At 72.4% G+C, this 14,033-nt stretch carries 11 protein-coding genes; 5 read left to right on the forward strand and 6 right to left on the reverse strand.

The window, feature by feature from the left end; genetic code table 11:
- Window positions 1-100: 100 nt before the first annotated feature.
- A complete protein-coding gene (locus ACFWEE_RS30530; protein WP_386894086.1) occupies window positions 101-3,382 on the reverse strand; it encodes a GH92 family glycosyl hydrolase in 3,282 nt (1,093 codons plus the stop codon).
- Window positions 3,383-3,751: 369 nt separating this feature from the next.
- On the opposite strand from ACFWEE_RS30530, the gene ACFWEE_RS30535 reads away from it, so the two are divergent.
- From ACFWEE_RS30535 to ACFWEE_RS30550, 4 genes are read left to right on the forward strand one after another with little or no spacing between them, the layout of a single operon-like run.
- Window positions 3,752-4,123: a hypothetical protein gene (locus tag ACFWEE_RS30535; RefSeq protein WP_386894088.1), complete on the forward strand. Its 372-nt coding sequence runs from the start codon at window positions 3,752-3,754 to the stop codon at window positions 4,121-4,123.
- Between the two features lie 10 nt (window positions 4,124-4,133).
- Window positions 4,134-5,717: a peptidoglycan-binding protein gene (locus ACFWEE_RS30540; protein ID WP_386894090.1), complete on the forward strand. Its 1,584-nt coding sequence runs from the start codon at window positions 4,134-4,136 to the stop codon at window positions 5,715-5,717.
- Entirely contained in the window at window positions 5,689-6,213 is a 525-nt protein-coding gene (locus ACFWEE_RS30545; protein ID WP_386894092.1) for a protease inhibitor I42 family protein, read from the forward strand. The genes ACFWEE_RS30540 and ACFWEE_RS30545 overlap by 29 nt, the downstream gene beginning before the upstream one ends.
- A gap of 46 nt (window positions 6,214-6,259) precedes the next feature.
- Window positions 6,260-6,670, forward strand: coding sequence for a hypothetical protein (locus ACFWEE_RS30550; protein WP_386894094.1), 411 nt, complete (start codon window positions 6,260-6,262; stop codon window positions 6,668-6,670).
- Window positions 6,671-6,782: 112 nt separating this feature from the next.
- Here ACFWEE_RS30550 and ACFWEE_RS30555 read toward each other — a convergent pair whose 3' ends face one another.
- On the reverse strand, window positions 6,783-8,207 hold the full coding sequence (locus ACFWEE_RS30555) for a sensor histidine kinase (RefSeq protein WP_386894096.1): 1,425 nt from the start codon (window positions 8,205-8,207) through the stop codon (window positions 6,783-6,785).
- Window positions 8,204-8,908 carry a response regulator transcription factor gene (locus ACFWEE_RS30560; RefSeq protein ID WP_386894098.1) on the reverse strand — a complete coding sequence of 235 codons (705 nt, stop codon included), beginning with the start codon at window positions 8,906-8,908 and terminating at the stop codon, window positions 8,204-8,206. Before ACFWEE_RS30560 ends, ACFWEE_RS30555 begins: the two co-directional genes overlap by 4 nt.
- 122 nt (window positions 8,909-9,030) lie before the next feature.
- On the opposite strand from ACFWEE_RS30560, the gene ACFWEE_RS30565 reads away from it, so the two are divergent.
- Window positions 9,031-9,591: a hypothetical protein gene (locus ACFWEE_RS30565; RefSeq protein ID WP_386894100.1), complete on the forward strand. Its 561-nt coding sequence runs from the start codon at window positions 9,031-9,033 to the stop codon at window positions 9,589-9,591.
- 211 nt (window positions 9,592-9,802) lie between these two features.
- Here ACFWEE_RS30565 and ACFWEE_RS30570 read toward each other — a convergent pair whose 3' ends face one another.
- The 3 genes from ACFWEE_RS30570 to ACFWEE_RS30580 form a co-directional block, all read right to left on the reverse strand.
- The gene (locus ACFWEE_RS30570) at window positions 9,803-10,879 is read right to left on the reverse strand and encodes a lytic polysaccharide monooxygenase (RefSeq protein ID WP_386894102.1); all 1,077 of its coding nucleotides are present in this window, start codon (window positions 10,877-10,879) and stop codon (window positions 9,803-9,805) included.
- A gap of 295 nt (window positions 10,880-11,174) precedes the next feature.
- Window positions 11,175-12,113 (reverse strand): aldo/keto reductase, encoded by a 939-nt coding sequence (locus ACFWEE_RS30575; protein ID WP_386894104.1) that lies wholly within the window; start codon window positions 12,111-12,113, stop codon window positions 11,175-11,177.
- Complete coding sequence (locus ACFWEE_RS30580; protein WP_386894106.1) at window positions 12,110-14,008, reverse strand: hypothetical protein; 1,899 nt, start codon at window positions 14,006-14,008, stop codon at window positions 12,110-12,112. The genes ACFWEE_RS30575 and ACFWEE_RS30580 overlap by 4 nt, the downstream gene beginning before the upstream one ends.
- Between the last annotated feature and the right edge of the window lie 25 nt (window positions 14,009-14,033).

Genomic DNA, 14,033 nt, shown 5'->3' on the forward strand with positions numbered 1-14,033 from the left:
GGTGTGGCGCCCAGCCCTCGGACGCACCCGGGGGCGGGCCCCCCCGCGGGGGGGGGGGCCCCGGCCCCGGGGGCGTGGTCGGTCCTCCAGGACGGACGGGTCAGGCGGTGGCCACCGCGAAGACGTGGATGATGCCGCCGTTCGTGGTGGTGGGCAGCGTCACGCTCGCCAGCCGCTTGCCCGCCTGGAGCGCGATCGGCACGGAGGAGAACACCTCCGTGCCCACCGGGTCCTTGCCGCCGCCCTGGACGTCGCGGTACGCGGTGTGGACCGCGACCGTGTTGCCGTACGACGGCTGCTGGGAGCCGCCGCCCAGCGTCCAGTCGCTGAAGCCGATGTCGGCCTGCTGGGTGGTGCCGTCGGTGTACGTCAGCGTCAGCTTGCCGGTGGCCGCGCCCTCGGCCGCGCTGCCCAGCAGGCTCAGCTTCGTGTCGCCCTCGGCGGAGGGGACGTTCAGCACCTGCGGGGTGGTGCCGGTGACCTCGATGTTGTCGGGGTCACCGGCGCCTGCCTTCGGCCAGGTGAAGTCGAAGCCGTTGGACGAGACCGTGCCGCCCGGCACCGCACCCGCCGCGGCGAGCGCGGCGGCCGAGTAACTCCAGCCCTCACCGTCGAAGTTGGCCTGCGGGTTCGTGTCGTCGGTGGAGATGCCGGTGCTGTTGCGGTTCCACAGCACGCCGTTCTTCTCGGCGACGGTCACCGCGACCGAGGTCTTCGGGAGGGTGGTGCCGTCGGAGGACTTCAGCGTCACCGGGATCGTGTAGTGGCCCTCGGCCGTGTCCGCCGCGGCCGAAACGGTGAGCTTCGCGCTCACCGAGCCGCCCGCCGGGACGGTGAAGTCGCCCGCCGCGGGTGCGACGGTGACACCGGGCGGAGCCGCCGCCGTCCAGTGGACCGAGGTGGCCTTGGTCTCCAGGGTCTGCACCTTGACGGTGGTCTCCGCGCTGCCCGTGCCCGGCTCGGTCTTCACCTGCTCGGGAGTCGCGCCGGTGAAGTACTTCACGCCGCCGCCGGGGAAGGACGGCGGGGCGTCGGCCGCCGCGCTGCCCCAGGAGGTGTCCGCCGTGGCGCCGAGCGTGTAGTCCAGCGTGCCGCCCCGGGTGACGAAGGAGGCCGGGACCCAGGTCTTCTCGGTCTTCTTGCCGTCGACCTTCAGGCCGTGGATGTAGGTGTTGGCCGACGAGGCGGCCGGTGCCTTGATCGTGATGGTCTTCCCGTGGCCGGTGTGCACCACCGCGTGCGGGAACAGCGGAGCGGTGAGGACCAGGTCGGCGCGGCTGGGGTTCTGCGGGTACATGCCCAGCGCCGAGAACACGTACCAGGACGACATGGTGCCGGCGTCGTCGTTGCCGGGGATGCCGCCCGGGGTGTCGGTCCACAGCTGGTCCACCTCGGCACGGACCGTCTCCTGCGTCTTGTACGGAGCGCCGAGGTAGTTGTAGAGGTACGGGGCGTTGATGTCGGGCTCGTTGGTCGGGTCGTACCGGGTGGCGTCCTTCGCCGTGAAGTCGAACTTCCCGTCCGGCGTGCGGAAGAAGGCGTCCAGCCGCTTCACCGTGGTGGCGTTCCCGCCCATCGCGGCGGAGAGCCCCGCGACGTCCGAGTAGACCATCCAGGTGTAGCGCGCGCTGGTGCCCTCGACGAAGCCGGTGCCGGTGCCCGGGGTGAAAGTGCCGGCCCAGGTGCCGTCGGCCTTGCGGTCGCGGATGTAGCCGCCCTCGGGGGTGGCGTTGGCGTCGAAGACGTACGACCAACTGCCCGAGCGTGCGAGGAACTTCTTCGCGTCGGCGGTCCTGCCGGTCTGCCGGGACAGCTCGGACAGGCCGTAGTCGGCCGCCGCGTCCTCCAGCGTCTCGGCGGCGCCGCCCCAGCAGTGGCAGCCGTCCGCCGGTACGTAGCCGAGCTCCAGGTACTTGTCGAGCGCGGGCCGCTGGCCGACGCACTCGACGTTGCAGCCCGAGCTGTCGGAGTCGTTCGCCGTCGGCACGGTGGCCGCCGTCACCAGCGACTTCAGCGCCCCCTTGACGTCGAAGTCGTGGCCGCCGAAGGCGTAGATCCCGGCGACCGCCGCGGCGGAGGGGTCACCCGACATCACGCTGGTCTTGCCGTTCTCCAGCAGCCAGCGGTCCCACTCACCCCCGCGCTGGCTCGCGTAGTTGTAGAGGGACTGGGCGTAGTCGCTGCCCGCCCGCGGGTTGACCAGGGTCATCAGCTGCACCTGCGCGCGGTACTGGTCCCAGCCCGAGAAGGTGCCGTACTGCGCCTTCTGTCCCTTGGCGAGCTTGTGCGGCTTGAGGTCGGCGCCGAGGTAGCGGCCGTCCACGTCGCTGGTCAGGGTGGGTTCCAGCATCGAGTGGTAGAGCGCGGTGTAGAAGGTGGACCGCTGGGCGTCGGTGCCGCCGCCCACCTCGATCGTCTTCAGCGCCTTGTTCCAGGTCTTTGCGGCCTGCTTCCGGACGGAGTCGAACGTCTGCTTGCGCCCGTTCTCCGTACGGAGGTTGTCCTCCGCGTTCTGCGCGCTGACGTAGGAGACGGCGACCTTGGCCTCGGCCTCGGTGGTCCCGTCGGCGAAGGTGACGTACGCGCCGGAGCCCTTGCCCGCCACCGGGTTGCCGGAGGAGCTGTACCCCGTACCGCCGGACGCCGAGGTGGACCCGGGCTGGACGGTGTCGTCCGTCCAGGTGCCGACCTTGGCGAAGTCCTTGTCGAAGTGGGCGGTGAAGTAAAGCGTGTAGAGGGCCTTGCGGTTGTTCGCGCTCTGCGGGCCGCAGAAGTTGCCCGCGGTGACGGAGCCCGTCACCGTCCGCTCGGCCTTGTTGATCTCCACCGTCGCGGCGGTGCTGCCGCTCTCCGAGTTCGAGGTGCGGAAGAGCATGGTGGCCGGCTTGTCCGCGGGGAAGCCGAACTGCCCGGTGCCGGTGCGGGCGGTGGTGGTGAGCGCCGCCGAAGCACCGCTGGCCAGGCCCACCTTGTAGTAGCCGGGGGTGGCCGTCTCGTCCGCGTGCGAGAAGTCGCTCGCGTACTTCGCGTCGGTGGCGTCCGAGGTGGGCGAGGTGTCGACGTCACCCACGTACGGCATGATCGGGATGTCGCCGTTCGCCCCGGAGCACCCGACGCCGTTCAGGTGGGTCAGGCTGAAGCCGCGGATCTTCGTCGCGTCGTACTGGTAGCCGCCGGGAGCGGGTGTCGAGACCTGCTTGCCCCGCGAGTTCTGCGGGCTCCAGGCCAGCATGCCGAACGGCTGCACGGCGCCCGGGTAGGTGTTGCCCGCGTTCGCGGTGCCGATCAGCGGGTGGACGTACGACACCGGGTCCTTGACGGTGTCGTACGAGGAGGCCGCCGATGCGGAGGCGGCTGTGGCGGCCAGTCCCAGAGCGGCCATGGCGGTCACCGCGACGCAGCGAGAAGCTCTGCGCCCGGGGTGGGTCCGACGGTTGTGCGTGTCTGACACCGGTCCTGCCCTTCGTGTGTGACGGACGGTCAACGGGCGGGAGGCGGAAACGCCGTTGCCTGCACGGGCGAACCTGTCCCGACAACGTTGTCAACGACGGGAGGATGCTCCTCCTGCCGTGCCGGGGTGTCAAGGTCCCGCGCACCTTTGATCGTTTCGCCTCCCCGCCCGGAACGGGGCTCGGCCGCTCCGCGGGGGTGGGTGATGTCGAGGAGCTGTGTGCGGCGGATGAAGGCCCCCTTCTCCCGTGCGGCGGGTGTTAGCCTGCGCTCATAATCGAACACGTACGGGGGAGACGCGGTGGGGTTCGACGGCTACCAGGTCAAAGCGGGGATGACCGGCCAGGCGCAACAACTCGACGAAGCCGGTACGGACATGGACGGCGTCAGCGCGGCCGTCAAGACCCGTACGACGTACGCGTACGACGACGCGGGCGGCAGCGACGCCGCCTCCGCGCTCAACGCTTTCGTCAAGGCGTGGGAGGCCGAGTCCAAGAACCTGGCGTCGGCGTTGCACGAGCTCGGTGGCAAGGTGCAGTTGGCCAAGGGCTCCTACAACGGTGCCGAAGGGCTGGTGAGGACGCGCATGGACAGCGTCCCCGCCGACGGCGTGAGCGGCACGACCGGCCCGTCGACGCAGGGCGGCCACGCCTCGTCCCTGTCGAGCTACTGAGGTCGGGCCGGTGTCCTTCTTCCCCTCTCCTTTCGATTCCCCCTCGGTCCGCCTCGCGACGCTGGCCGCGCTGTCCGAGAAGCTGCTCGCCGCCGGGAGCAAGAACGAGGTCCTCGACCTGATCGGTCAAGCCCTCTCCGTGCCCGAACCGGGCGGCGACCAGGGCGTGCTGGAGGGACTGGCGAGTCTCTACCGCGGCCAAGTGGGCCCCCTCGGCAGTGTCTTCGACCAGGTCGACCGGGTGGGCCGCAAAGGCATTCCGGAGGTGTGGGTCGGCGACACGAGCGTCCTCGCCTCCGACGCGGTGAACGCCGCCGGGCGGGCCGTGACCCAGATGAGTGAGGCCTTCCACGGCTGCGCGACGGTCCTGCTGACACTGGCCGACGCCATCGGCGCCGCGCAGCGCAAGGACGAGCAGGGCCGCGGACAACTGCTGGAGCAGAAGCAGGTGCTGGGCGGCAAGGACGGGTTCTTCGACAACCTGCACGAGAACGACGACGAGGAGTGGGACCGCAAGAACGCCGCCCACTTCGGCTCCTTTGCGGTCGACCTGATGCACGCCGCCGTCTCCGAGGCGCAGGAAGCCACCCGCGTCGCGGCCCGGGACCTGAACAAGTGGGCCGCCGAGGCACGGGCCGGGAAGATGGGAACCAGCGAACTCACCGCCGTCGACAAGCTGATGCTCGCCGACACCGGGGTCGCGGGCGCCGACACCGAGCTGAACGAGATCCTCACGGCCGGCGACCTGGAGCGCGCGTCGACCCGGATGGACCAGCTGAGCCTCGACGACGAGACCGCCATGGAACGGATGCTGGCGAACTCGGACAGCCCGCAGGAGCGGGCCTATCTGATGAAGGCCCTGGCCGCGGGCCACAGCGTCGACGAGATCGAGCGGTTCCAGGACAAGATCCACGGCAAGGACCCCGACTGGCTGCGCCGCCACCTCACTCCGGTGGTCACCGCCGGCGACAGCATGAACGACGAGGGCCTGGCACCGGACGGTTCGAACAACAACAAGGACTCCGTCACGTTCGACGGCCAATTGTGGATCCAGGGCGGCGACGGTTCCGAGGGCACCTGCGTGGCCTCGTCCACCGTCACGTCCCGCGCCATGGTCGATCCCCTGTACGCGCTCGAACTCACCGGCGGCCCCGACGGACAGCAGGACGACCCCGACGCCTTCCGGCAGCGGCTGGTGGAGGAACAGCACCGGCTGCACACCGAGGGCGACGGCGGCGAGAAGTGGGGCGGCATGGGGCCCGAGGGGCAGGAGCGGATCAACGACTCCACCGTCGGCCGGGCCACCGGCAGCGACTACCAGCGCCAGGACCTGGACGACGCCGCCGACCGCAGAGCGGTCCTCACCGAGGTCGAGAGGTCGGTGGCACAGGGGCGTCCGGTGCCGGTCGACGTCTCGGGCGAGGAGGGCGCCCACGCGATGACCATCATCGCCCAGGAAGGTGACATGCTCCAGGTGTACAACCCTTGGGGCGAGACCACTTGGGTCAGCGAGGACGACTTCATCAACGGCCACATGGGCAAGGCTTCCAACAGTGATCTCCCCAATGCGTACAGCGTCTATCTTCCGCGGTGACCGGGGCGGTGCCGCGGTCGCGGCCGTCGCGCTCCTCGCCCTCGCCGCCACCGGGTGCGACTCGGGCGGCGACGAGCCGGGCGGCTCCTCGGGCGTCACGAGCCATCCGGTGAAGGACACCAGCATCACGGCCGAGCCGGGCGAACGCTTCTCGCTCACCGTCGACCAGAACGCCTCCACCCGCGACTACTGGTACCTGGTCGACCCCGGGCCGGACAGCACGGTACTGGCCGACCGCGGCAAGGAGTACGCGGCGGACTCCGGTGACGGGGCGACGGCCGGTGCGGGCGGCAAGCTCACCTTCACCTTCGAGGCCAAGGGCAAGGGGACCACCCGGTTCACCTTGCTGCACTGCACCTTCACCACGTGCCGGGGCAACACCTCCACGCAGCCGCCGGAATCGGCCGGGCCCTCCGCCACCCCGGCCGCGGGGACGGCCTCCTCCTCCCCCTCTCCGGCTCCCGAACGCATCACGTACACCGTCACCGTCAACTGAACCGCAGCGGACCAACCAGCTGGGACGAGATAGCCGAGGCCCCGCCATGAACGACGCACCGCACCCGCCGGACCACACGGACGACGAGCTGGCCCGGCTCGACATCACCGTCCTGCTCCGCTACGGCCTCACCGCCGGACCCGGTCCCCGGCGCACCGCCCTGATCGGCGACGGCGCCGCGGCAGCGGCCGTCGTCCTGGACCGCCTCGGCACCGAGCCGCGCTCGGTCGCCTTCCTCGCCGACACCGTGCGCGCCGGGGGACTCGCCCGCGCCGCGGAGCTGCCCGAACCCGTACCGGGCCGGGAGGCCGCCGTCCTCGTGCACGAGTGGCTGCGGACCGGCGCCGAACTCGTGGGCGGGATCGCCGCCGACGACACCGCGGCGACCTGGCTGCGCGCCGTCGCGACCATCATCGAAGTGAAACAGCTGACCCGGGCGCGCGGCCAGGACACCTGAGCGGGCGGCACACCTCAGCGGCGGGCACACCTGAGCCGGGCGGCCGGTGCGGGCGCGTACGGGGCGGAGCGACCTCGCACGGTTACCGGCACCGGCACGGTCACCGGCACCGTCAGCGGGCCTTCGGAGCAGCCCTGCCGCCACCGCCGCGGGAGAAGCCGTCCCGCCCTGCCCGTGAACGCCGTCTGCCCCTCCCGGCGCTCCGGCCCCCCTGCCCGGACCCCGCGCCGCCGCGCTGTATGCGCAACCGCATCTCGGCCCCGCCCAGCACGCTCGTCCCGACCCGGATGTCGCCGCCCGTCGATTCGGCGAGACGCCGCGCGATGTCCAGCCCCAGGCCGGTGGAGCCCGCGGTGCCCGACCCCGTGCCGCGTTCCAGTGCCGCCGCCGGGTCGGGGATGCCGGGACCGGCGTCGGAGACCAGGACGAGCACCGCGTCGTCGCCGCCGTGCACGTCGACCGCGAACGGAGTGCCCTCCGGCGTGTGCCGGAAGACGTTGCCGAGCAGCGCGTCGAGGGCGGCGGCCAGCTCGGCGCGGGACACCGGGACGGGCACCGGCAGGCTGATCCCGGCGACGCTCGCGGTGCGGCCCTGGTCCTCCGCCAGGGCCGACCAGAACGCCATCCGCTCGCGGACCACGTCGGCCGCGTCGCACCCCGCGCCCTGCCCGACCGGCCGGCGCGGTCCGGCGGCGGCCTGCCGGGCGGTACGGATGATGGTGTCCACCTCCCGCTCCAGCTGCGCCACCGCCGCCCGGGTCTGCTCGGCGGCCGGGCCCTCGCCCAGCGAAGCGGCGTTCAGCCGCAGCACGGTCAGGGGCGTACGCAGTCGGTGGGACAGGTCGGCGGCCCGCTCCCGCTCCCCGGCGAGCAGCTGCGTCAGCTGCTCGGCCATCGAGTTGAACGCGGCTGCCGCCAGGCGCAGTTCGCCCGGACCTTCTTCGGGAATGCGGATGTCCAGGTCGCCCGCGCCCAGCCCGCGTGCGCCCTCGGCGAGCCTGCGCGCGGGACGCACCGTACGCACGCCCAGGCGGTCGGCGGCCACCACGGAACCGGCGACGAGTCCCACGCCGACCGCGGCGAGCACCACCCACGCCCTGGTGACCCCCCTGCCGACGTCGGAGGCGGAGACGTACACCTCGATGACGGCGATCTCCCCGGTGCCGGCCGCCACCGGTTGGAGCAGGGCGAATCCGCCGGGGACCGTGGTGGTGGACGCCCGGCCGAGCCGTCGGGTCTCCTCGACGGCAGCCGCCACCGCCCGGCCTCCGCCGACGACGGCGGGCGCGCCTCCCGCGCGTTGCGGCAGGTGCACCGCGACCGCGGAGCGCGGAGCGGCGGCGGCGACGACGCGGCGGAGCTGGTCGGGTTCGGTGGTGATGGAGAGCGCGGGGGCCACGGCCGCCGCCTCGCGTTCCGCGGCCGAGAAGGCGCGGTCGCGCGCCATCTCCCGTACGACCAGGCCGAGCGGCACCGCGAACGCCACCGCCACCATGGTCGTGACGGCGAGAGCCACCTTCGCCAGGGCCCACCTCACCCCGGCTGCTGCGCGCCGGGCGCCTCCAGCTTCACGCCGACCCCGCGCAGCGTGTGGAGGTAGCGGGGCCGCGCGGCGGTCTCGCCCAGCTTCCTGCGCAGCCACGACAGGTGCACGTCGACGGTCTGGTCGTCTCCGTACCCCTGCTGCCACACCTCGGCGAGGAGCTGCCTGCGCGACACCACGACCCCCGGCATCCGGGCCAGGTAGGCCAGCAGGTCGAACTCCCGGCGGGCCAGGTCCAGCGGTACGCCGTCGAGTTGCGCCACCCGGCGCGGGGGATCGACGCTCAGTCCGCCGACCCGGAGGGGGCCCGGTGCCGGGGCGGCCCCGCCGGCCGCTCCGGCGCGTCGCAGGACGGCGGTCATCCGGGCCGAGAGGTGGTCGAAGGAGAACGGTTTCGTCAGGTAGTCGTCCGCCCCCGCGTGCAACAGGCGCACGACCTCGGCTTCGTCGTCCAGCGCGGTCGCGATGATCACCGGCACGTCGGTGATGCCCCGCAGCATCTTCAGCGCCTCCCCGCCGTTCAGGTCCGGCAGTCCCAGGTCGAGGACGACCAGATCGAAGGGCTGCTGGGAGGCTTCGCGCAGCGCTTCGAGGGCCGTCCCCACGCTGCGTACGGTGTGGGAGGCGTCGGTCAGATGCCGGATCAGCGCCGAACGGACGAAGGGGTCGTCCTCGACGACGAGCACACGTGCCATGGGCCGCACCGTAGTCGACGAACTGTCATCGCCGCCGTCGGGGCGGAAGATATTACGGACAATGCGGGCGCAACGCTTCTCCGGGCCCCGCCGGGCGCCCGGGTGGGGCATCATGTGCCGCCATGCACAAGGCACTTCTGCACGCTCTGGTCTGGATCGTCGGCACGGGGGGCGCGGTCACATTGTCCTGGTGGGGGGTGCACTCGGTCATGACCGAGCAGACGCACGTACCCCCGCGAGCCCTGCCGTTCCTGTCGGCGAGCCCGAGTCCGAGTCCGAGCGCGGCGGCCACGACCGTGCCGCCGTCGCCCCGAACCGCCCCGCCGGTCTCCGCGCCCGTTGGTACTCCGGCCTCCCCGCGGGGCACGGCGGCGGCGCCCCGGACCACCGCGCCCGCGCAGGCCGACACGAAGCCTCCCGCCACCGCGCCCACCCCGTCGCCCGGTTCGGCCGACAGCGAGGGGCGGATCGCGGGATACGACACGGCCGGCGGCCGTGCGGTCTTCGACCTCGGCAGCACGTCCGCGACGCTCGTGTCCGCGGTCCCCCGGACGGGCTGGTCGATGCAGGTATGGAAGACGGCCGACTGGATCCGGGTGGAGTTCACCTCCGGCGCGGAACACGTATCGGTGATCTGCACCTGGCACGACGGACCGCCGTCGGTGGACGTCGGGACCTACTGACCCGGCCCGCGCACCCGCCGGTGGGGAGAACCTCCGGGTGGAAGGAGATCCGGGCTCTGCGCCCCGTGCCGGTCAGGGGACGCAGAGCCCGGCGGCCCCGGCCAGGTGGTGCTGGACACCCGGCCGGGACCCGTCCGTCACCGGCGCGCTCGAACGGCCCCATCAGGAGGCCGGTTCGGCGCCGGGTCGCGCGCTCGGTCGAGCGCCTCGTTCAGCGTCCGAACGAGGCGCGGTTCGAGCGGCGGCGCAGTGAGGCGAACAGCGCGCTGGTGCCGATGGCCACGGCCGCCGCCCCGCCGATCGCCAGGTAGGGGGTGTTGCTGTCCCCGCCGGTCGCGGCGAGCGCCTCGTCCGGGACGGTTCCGCCGACGGAACCGGAACCGGCGGAACCAGCAGCGGAGGAGGCCGCGGGGGCCGGGGAGGCCGGGCTCGCCGCGGGCGTGCTCCCACCGTGGTGCGCGTCGGTGGCGGCGGCCGGCGGCGCCCCGGTCACCTCCGCGTCGGTGGCCGCGTCGTCGTCCCCGTGGCCCTGGTGCTCCACGGACGACTGCGCGGCACCGGCCTCGATCTCCGCCTCGGACGGGGCGGAGGCGGCCGGGGCACCGCCGCCGGTACCCTCCCCGCCGAACACCACGTCCGAGCACGCGTAGAAGGCCTCCGTGGAGTCCGAACGCTGCCAGACGGTGTAGATCAGCTGCCGGCCGGAGGCCTGCGGCACGGTCCCGTCGAAGAGGTAGGAACCGTCCGTCAACTGCGGGTCGGTCGCGCCGGCGAACGGCTTGTCCTGGAGGTCCGCCCACGTCAAGGGCTTGGTGGGGTCGTATCCGGGCTTGGTGAGGTAGAGCGAGAAGGTGCCCTTGTGCGGCGCGGTGGCCCGGAACTTGAAGGTGTGCCTCCCGGAACTCATCGGCGAGGAGGGCCAGTCGGCGCGTGGCAGATCGAGCCCCTTGAACTTCTCGTTGCCCGCGCTGCACAGCTTCCCGTCGGGAATCACCTCCCGGTGCCTGCCCGCCGCCGCGGCCAGGTTCACGCCGTTCCAGTCGTAGAGCGCCTGGGTCCCACCGGCCGCGACGGCGGCCTTGCAGGCGGCGGACTTCGGGTTCTCCGGACCTTCCGCGTAGCACGCGGAGACCCGGCTGACCGGATCAGTCAGCGTGCCGTGCGCGGCGGCGGGACCGGCCAGCAGCACCGTCAGGGCGAGGGGGGCGACACCGAGAGCGAGAACGGGCGCGACCCGGCGGGCGGACGTGGGGGCGAGGGCGCGGGCGGCGGTCGGGATGAGGCCCATGGTGGCAGTTCTCCTCGAGCAGGGGGGAGGGCACGAGGCCCGGTCGGTACGCGGCCGGCCCTGCTCGCGGTGGTGTACCAGCGAGGCGGGCCCGACGCCGTGAGCAGCAAACTAGCCGCCCGGAACGCCGAATCCGGGGCTGGAGCCGCTCTCCGGAACATGCTTACGACTCCCTTAAGGAAGGGTTAGGAGAGCCATCAGGAAAGCGGCCGGAACCCGTTCGGAGAGCGTCGCCGTCCCGGCCCGCGCGACCCCGGCCCACCGCACGCGCCGGGCCGGGTCGCGCCGATTCGGTTCACTCCCCGACGGGGACCAACTCCGGCGGAACGAAACCCGCTTCACCCAACCGCCGCCACAGCGCGTCCGGGACCCGGAACCGCGACGCCGCCGCGTTCGCCGTGACCTCGGCGGCCGACCGGCAGCCGACGACGACCGACGCGACGGCCGGATGCAGGAAGGGGAACTGGACCGCCGCCGCGGCGAGCGGCACTCCGTACTCCGCGCACAGGTCGCGGCACCGCCGCGCACGGGCCAGGTCCCGCTCCGGAACGGGGCGGTAGTTGAACATCGCGCCGGGGGAGGGGTCGGCGAGGAGACCGGTGTTGAAAACCCCGCCGACCACCACCGCGGTGCCGGTCCTCAAGCACAGCGGCAACAGGGTTCCCAGCGCGTCGTGGTCCAGGAGCGAGAACCGGCCCGCGACGAGGACGACGTCCACGTCGAACTCCGCCACGTACGCGGCGAGCGGCGCACTGTTGTTCATGCCGAACCCGATCGCCCGTACCAGTCCTTCGTCCCGCAGACGGCGCAGCGCCGGGTAGGCCGTGCGCCGGACCTCGTCCGGGAAGGCGTCGGGGTCGTGCAGATAGAGCACGTCGACCGACGAACGGCCCAGGCGGTCCAGGCTCGACTCAAGGGAGGCGCGGATACCGGCCTCCGTCCAGTCCGTGACGACCTCGCCCGGCGAACCGTCGGGATTCGGCCGCAGCAGCCAGCCCGTCTTCGTGGAGATCAGCGGCGCCGTGACGCCCGCCGGAGCCAGCAGGCGGCCGAGCCGGTCCTCCGCCTGGCCGTGCCCGTAGCGCGGTGCCGTGTCGAAGTAGGTGATCCCCTCGCGGGCCGCGGCCTCCAGCACGGCCGCCGCGTCCGCCTCGGACACCTCCTCGAACAGGCCTCCCAGCGGAGCGGTTCCGATGCCCAGGCGGGGCAGGTCGAAGGGCAGTCGGACGGTCATCGCGCCTCCTGACGGAACGGGGTGCCGCAGGTGGGCCGGGCGCCGCGCAGGGTCATCGTCAGCGTCAGCCTCACCTGGGTGCCTCCGGGCAGTTCCACGCGGCAGTGGGGGCCGCCCACCTCCTCGACGGGACCGTCGTCGACCTGCGCGGTGTGCACGGTGTGTTCGGCGAAGGAGCCCGCCTGCACCACCAGCGAGCGCGCGGTACCACCGAGGTTGACCAGGTCCACGACGGTGCGCTCGGGGCGGATGTCGGAGACGAGGGCCGCCACCTCCTCGGGAAGCCCGGGGCGCTGTCCGGCCGCGTCCCAGTAACGCAGGTGCATGTGGGTGAGGCCCCCGTTGTAGAGCACCTGGGGGGAGCCGGTGGTCAGCTGCAGCAGCGCCTCGGTGACCACGGGGTTGAGGTTTTGCCAGTGGTGGATGTCGAGGACGCCGGGGCCCACCGCCGGGTCCACCGGGTCGTTCTCGATGGCCTCGACGCGTGCGGCGCAGGAGTCGAGGGCGCTGCGCAGCATGCGCTCGGGGAAGCCCGGGTTCCGGCCCTGCAGGAACTCGTACCACGGCTCCTCGTGGCCCGCCTCGTCCTTGATGCGCTGGGTGTGCACCGCCGTCCAGTCCCAGTTGGCGCCGGCGCGCAGCCGCTCGATACGTTCCTGATCCGCGTCCTCCCGACTGAAGTGCCAGAGGGAGAGCGGCAGTTGGCCGGGCATCACCGTGAAGTCGAACCAGCCGTCGTCGTTGTGCCGCTGCGGGACCATCAGCGTGCGGTCGGCGTCCATCGCGTCCAGATGCGGATCCCAGCGTTCCCCCAGGGTGCCCCGGCCGTCGGCACCGCGCTGCTCACCCTGCCGCAGGACGGCGTCGAGTGGGTTGCGGGCCAGGTCGAGGTAGGCCGGGTCGCCGGTCAGCAGGGCCGCGTTGGAGGCTCCGACGAGGGTGGCGCTGCCCACCGGGGAGAGGCCGTGCGGCCAGGACCAGCCGTAGTGCGCGCCGTACCACCGGCCGCCCAGGTACTCGCCCACCTTGCCACTGAGGCCCGCGTTGTCCGGCACGACGTCGTGACCGTCGAGCCGCTCCCGCCAGGCGCCGACGTACTCGGCCACCCAGTCCGCGTAGCGCTGCTCGCCGCCGAGGAGGAAGGCATTCGTGGCCAGCCCCGTCGCGGCCAGGTTGACGATCGTGTCACCGCGGCCCATCCGGTCCCACATCGCACGGCCGTAGGAGCGCGCACGATCGGGGTCGGCCGCGAGCCGGTCGAAGGACGTGACGTCGTCCATCGCGTCGAGCGGCAGCCCGTACGGGCGCAGGGCGAGGCTCCACGGGAAGTGCGGCTCCTCGTCGCTGAAACCCTCGCGAGGACCCGCCGATCCGTTGTGCGGTGCGCGAACGACCCGGTGCCGGGGGTCGTAGTTCGGTCCGCCGGGCAGATAGAAGTCGGCGAAGACGTGCGCCAGTTGCCGCAGCCGGTGGTCGCCGGGGTCGGCCAGGCACAGGCCGTAGAAGAGCAACAGGCCTTCGCCCTGGTGGAACCAGTCGTAGCCGCGCTCCAACCCGTCCTGGAGCATGCCCATTTCGGTGAGCTGCGCGGACACACCGCTCCAGTGCCGCCGTGCCGCCGCCAGGAGATCGGGGCTGCCGCCGAGTACGTACAGCGTGGGCCAGTTGAAGAACGGTTCGTAGAAGTCGTCCACGCCGTCACGGCCGTCCGGGCCCACACCGAGCGTGTCCCGGAAGACGAGGCGGCCGTCGCCCTCGGTGTAACGGTCGGAGAAGAGTCGCCACGCTCTGTCCTGACGGTCGAACAACTCCCGCTGAAGAGAAGCCCAGAGGGGCACTTCGGCAAGGGGGCGGGTCGCCCGGAGACCGGGACCGGGCACGGTAACGGCTGTCATCGCCCCACCTCTTCTTCCGAGTTCG

The organism is Streptomyces sp. NPDC060184 (assembly GCF_042728795.1).
In the GTDB taxonomy this organism is placed as follows: Bacteria; Actinomycetota; Actinomycetes; order Streptomycetales; family Streptomycetaceae; genus Streptomyces.

Bases quoted from the DNA above. Each gene is read 5' to 3' on its own strand.
- ACFWEE_RS30575 (WP_386894104.1), bottom strand. From the start codon at position 12,113: ATGACCGTCCGACTGCCCTTCGACCTGCCCCGCCTGGGCATCGGAACC.
- ACFWEE_RS30580 (WP_386894106.1), bottom strand. From the start codon at position 14,008: ATGACAGCCGTTACCGTGCCCGGTCCCGGTCTCCGGGCGACCCGCCCC.
- ACFWEE_RS30550 (WP_386894094.1), top strand. From the start codon at position 6,260: ATGAACGACGCACCGCACCCGCCGGACCACACGGACGACGAGCTGGCC.
- ACFWEE_RS30570 (WP_386894102.1), bottom strand. From the start codon at position 10,879: ATGGGCCTCATCCCGACCGCCGCCCGCGCCCTCGCCCCCACGTCCGCC.
- ACFWEE_RS30530 (WP_386894086.1), bottom strand. From the start codon at position 3,382: ATGGCCGCTCTGGGACTGGCCGCCACAGCCGCCTCCGCATCGGCGGCC.
- ACFWEE_RS30565 (WP_386894100.1), top strand. From the start codon at position 9,031: ATGCACAAGGCACTTCTGCACGCTCTGGTCTGGATCGTCGGCACGGGG.
- ACFWEE_RS30545 (WP_386894092.1), top strand. From the start codon at position 5,689: ATGCGTACAGCGTCTATCTTCCGCGGTGACCGGGGCGGTGCCGCGGTC.
- ACFWEE_RS30560 (WP_386894098.1), bottom strand. From the start codon at position 8,908: ATGGCACGTGTGCTCGTCGTCGAGGACGACCCCTTCGTCCGTTCGGCG.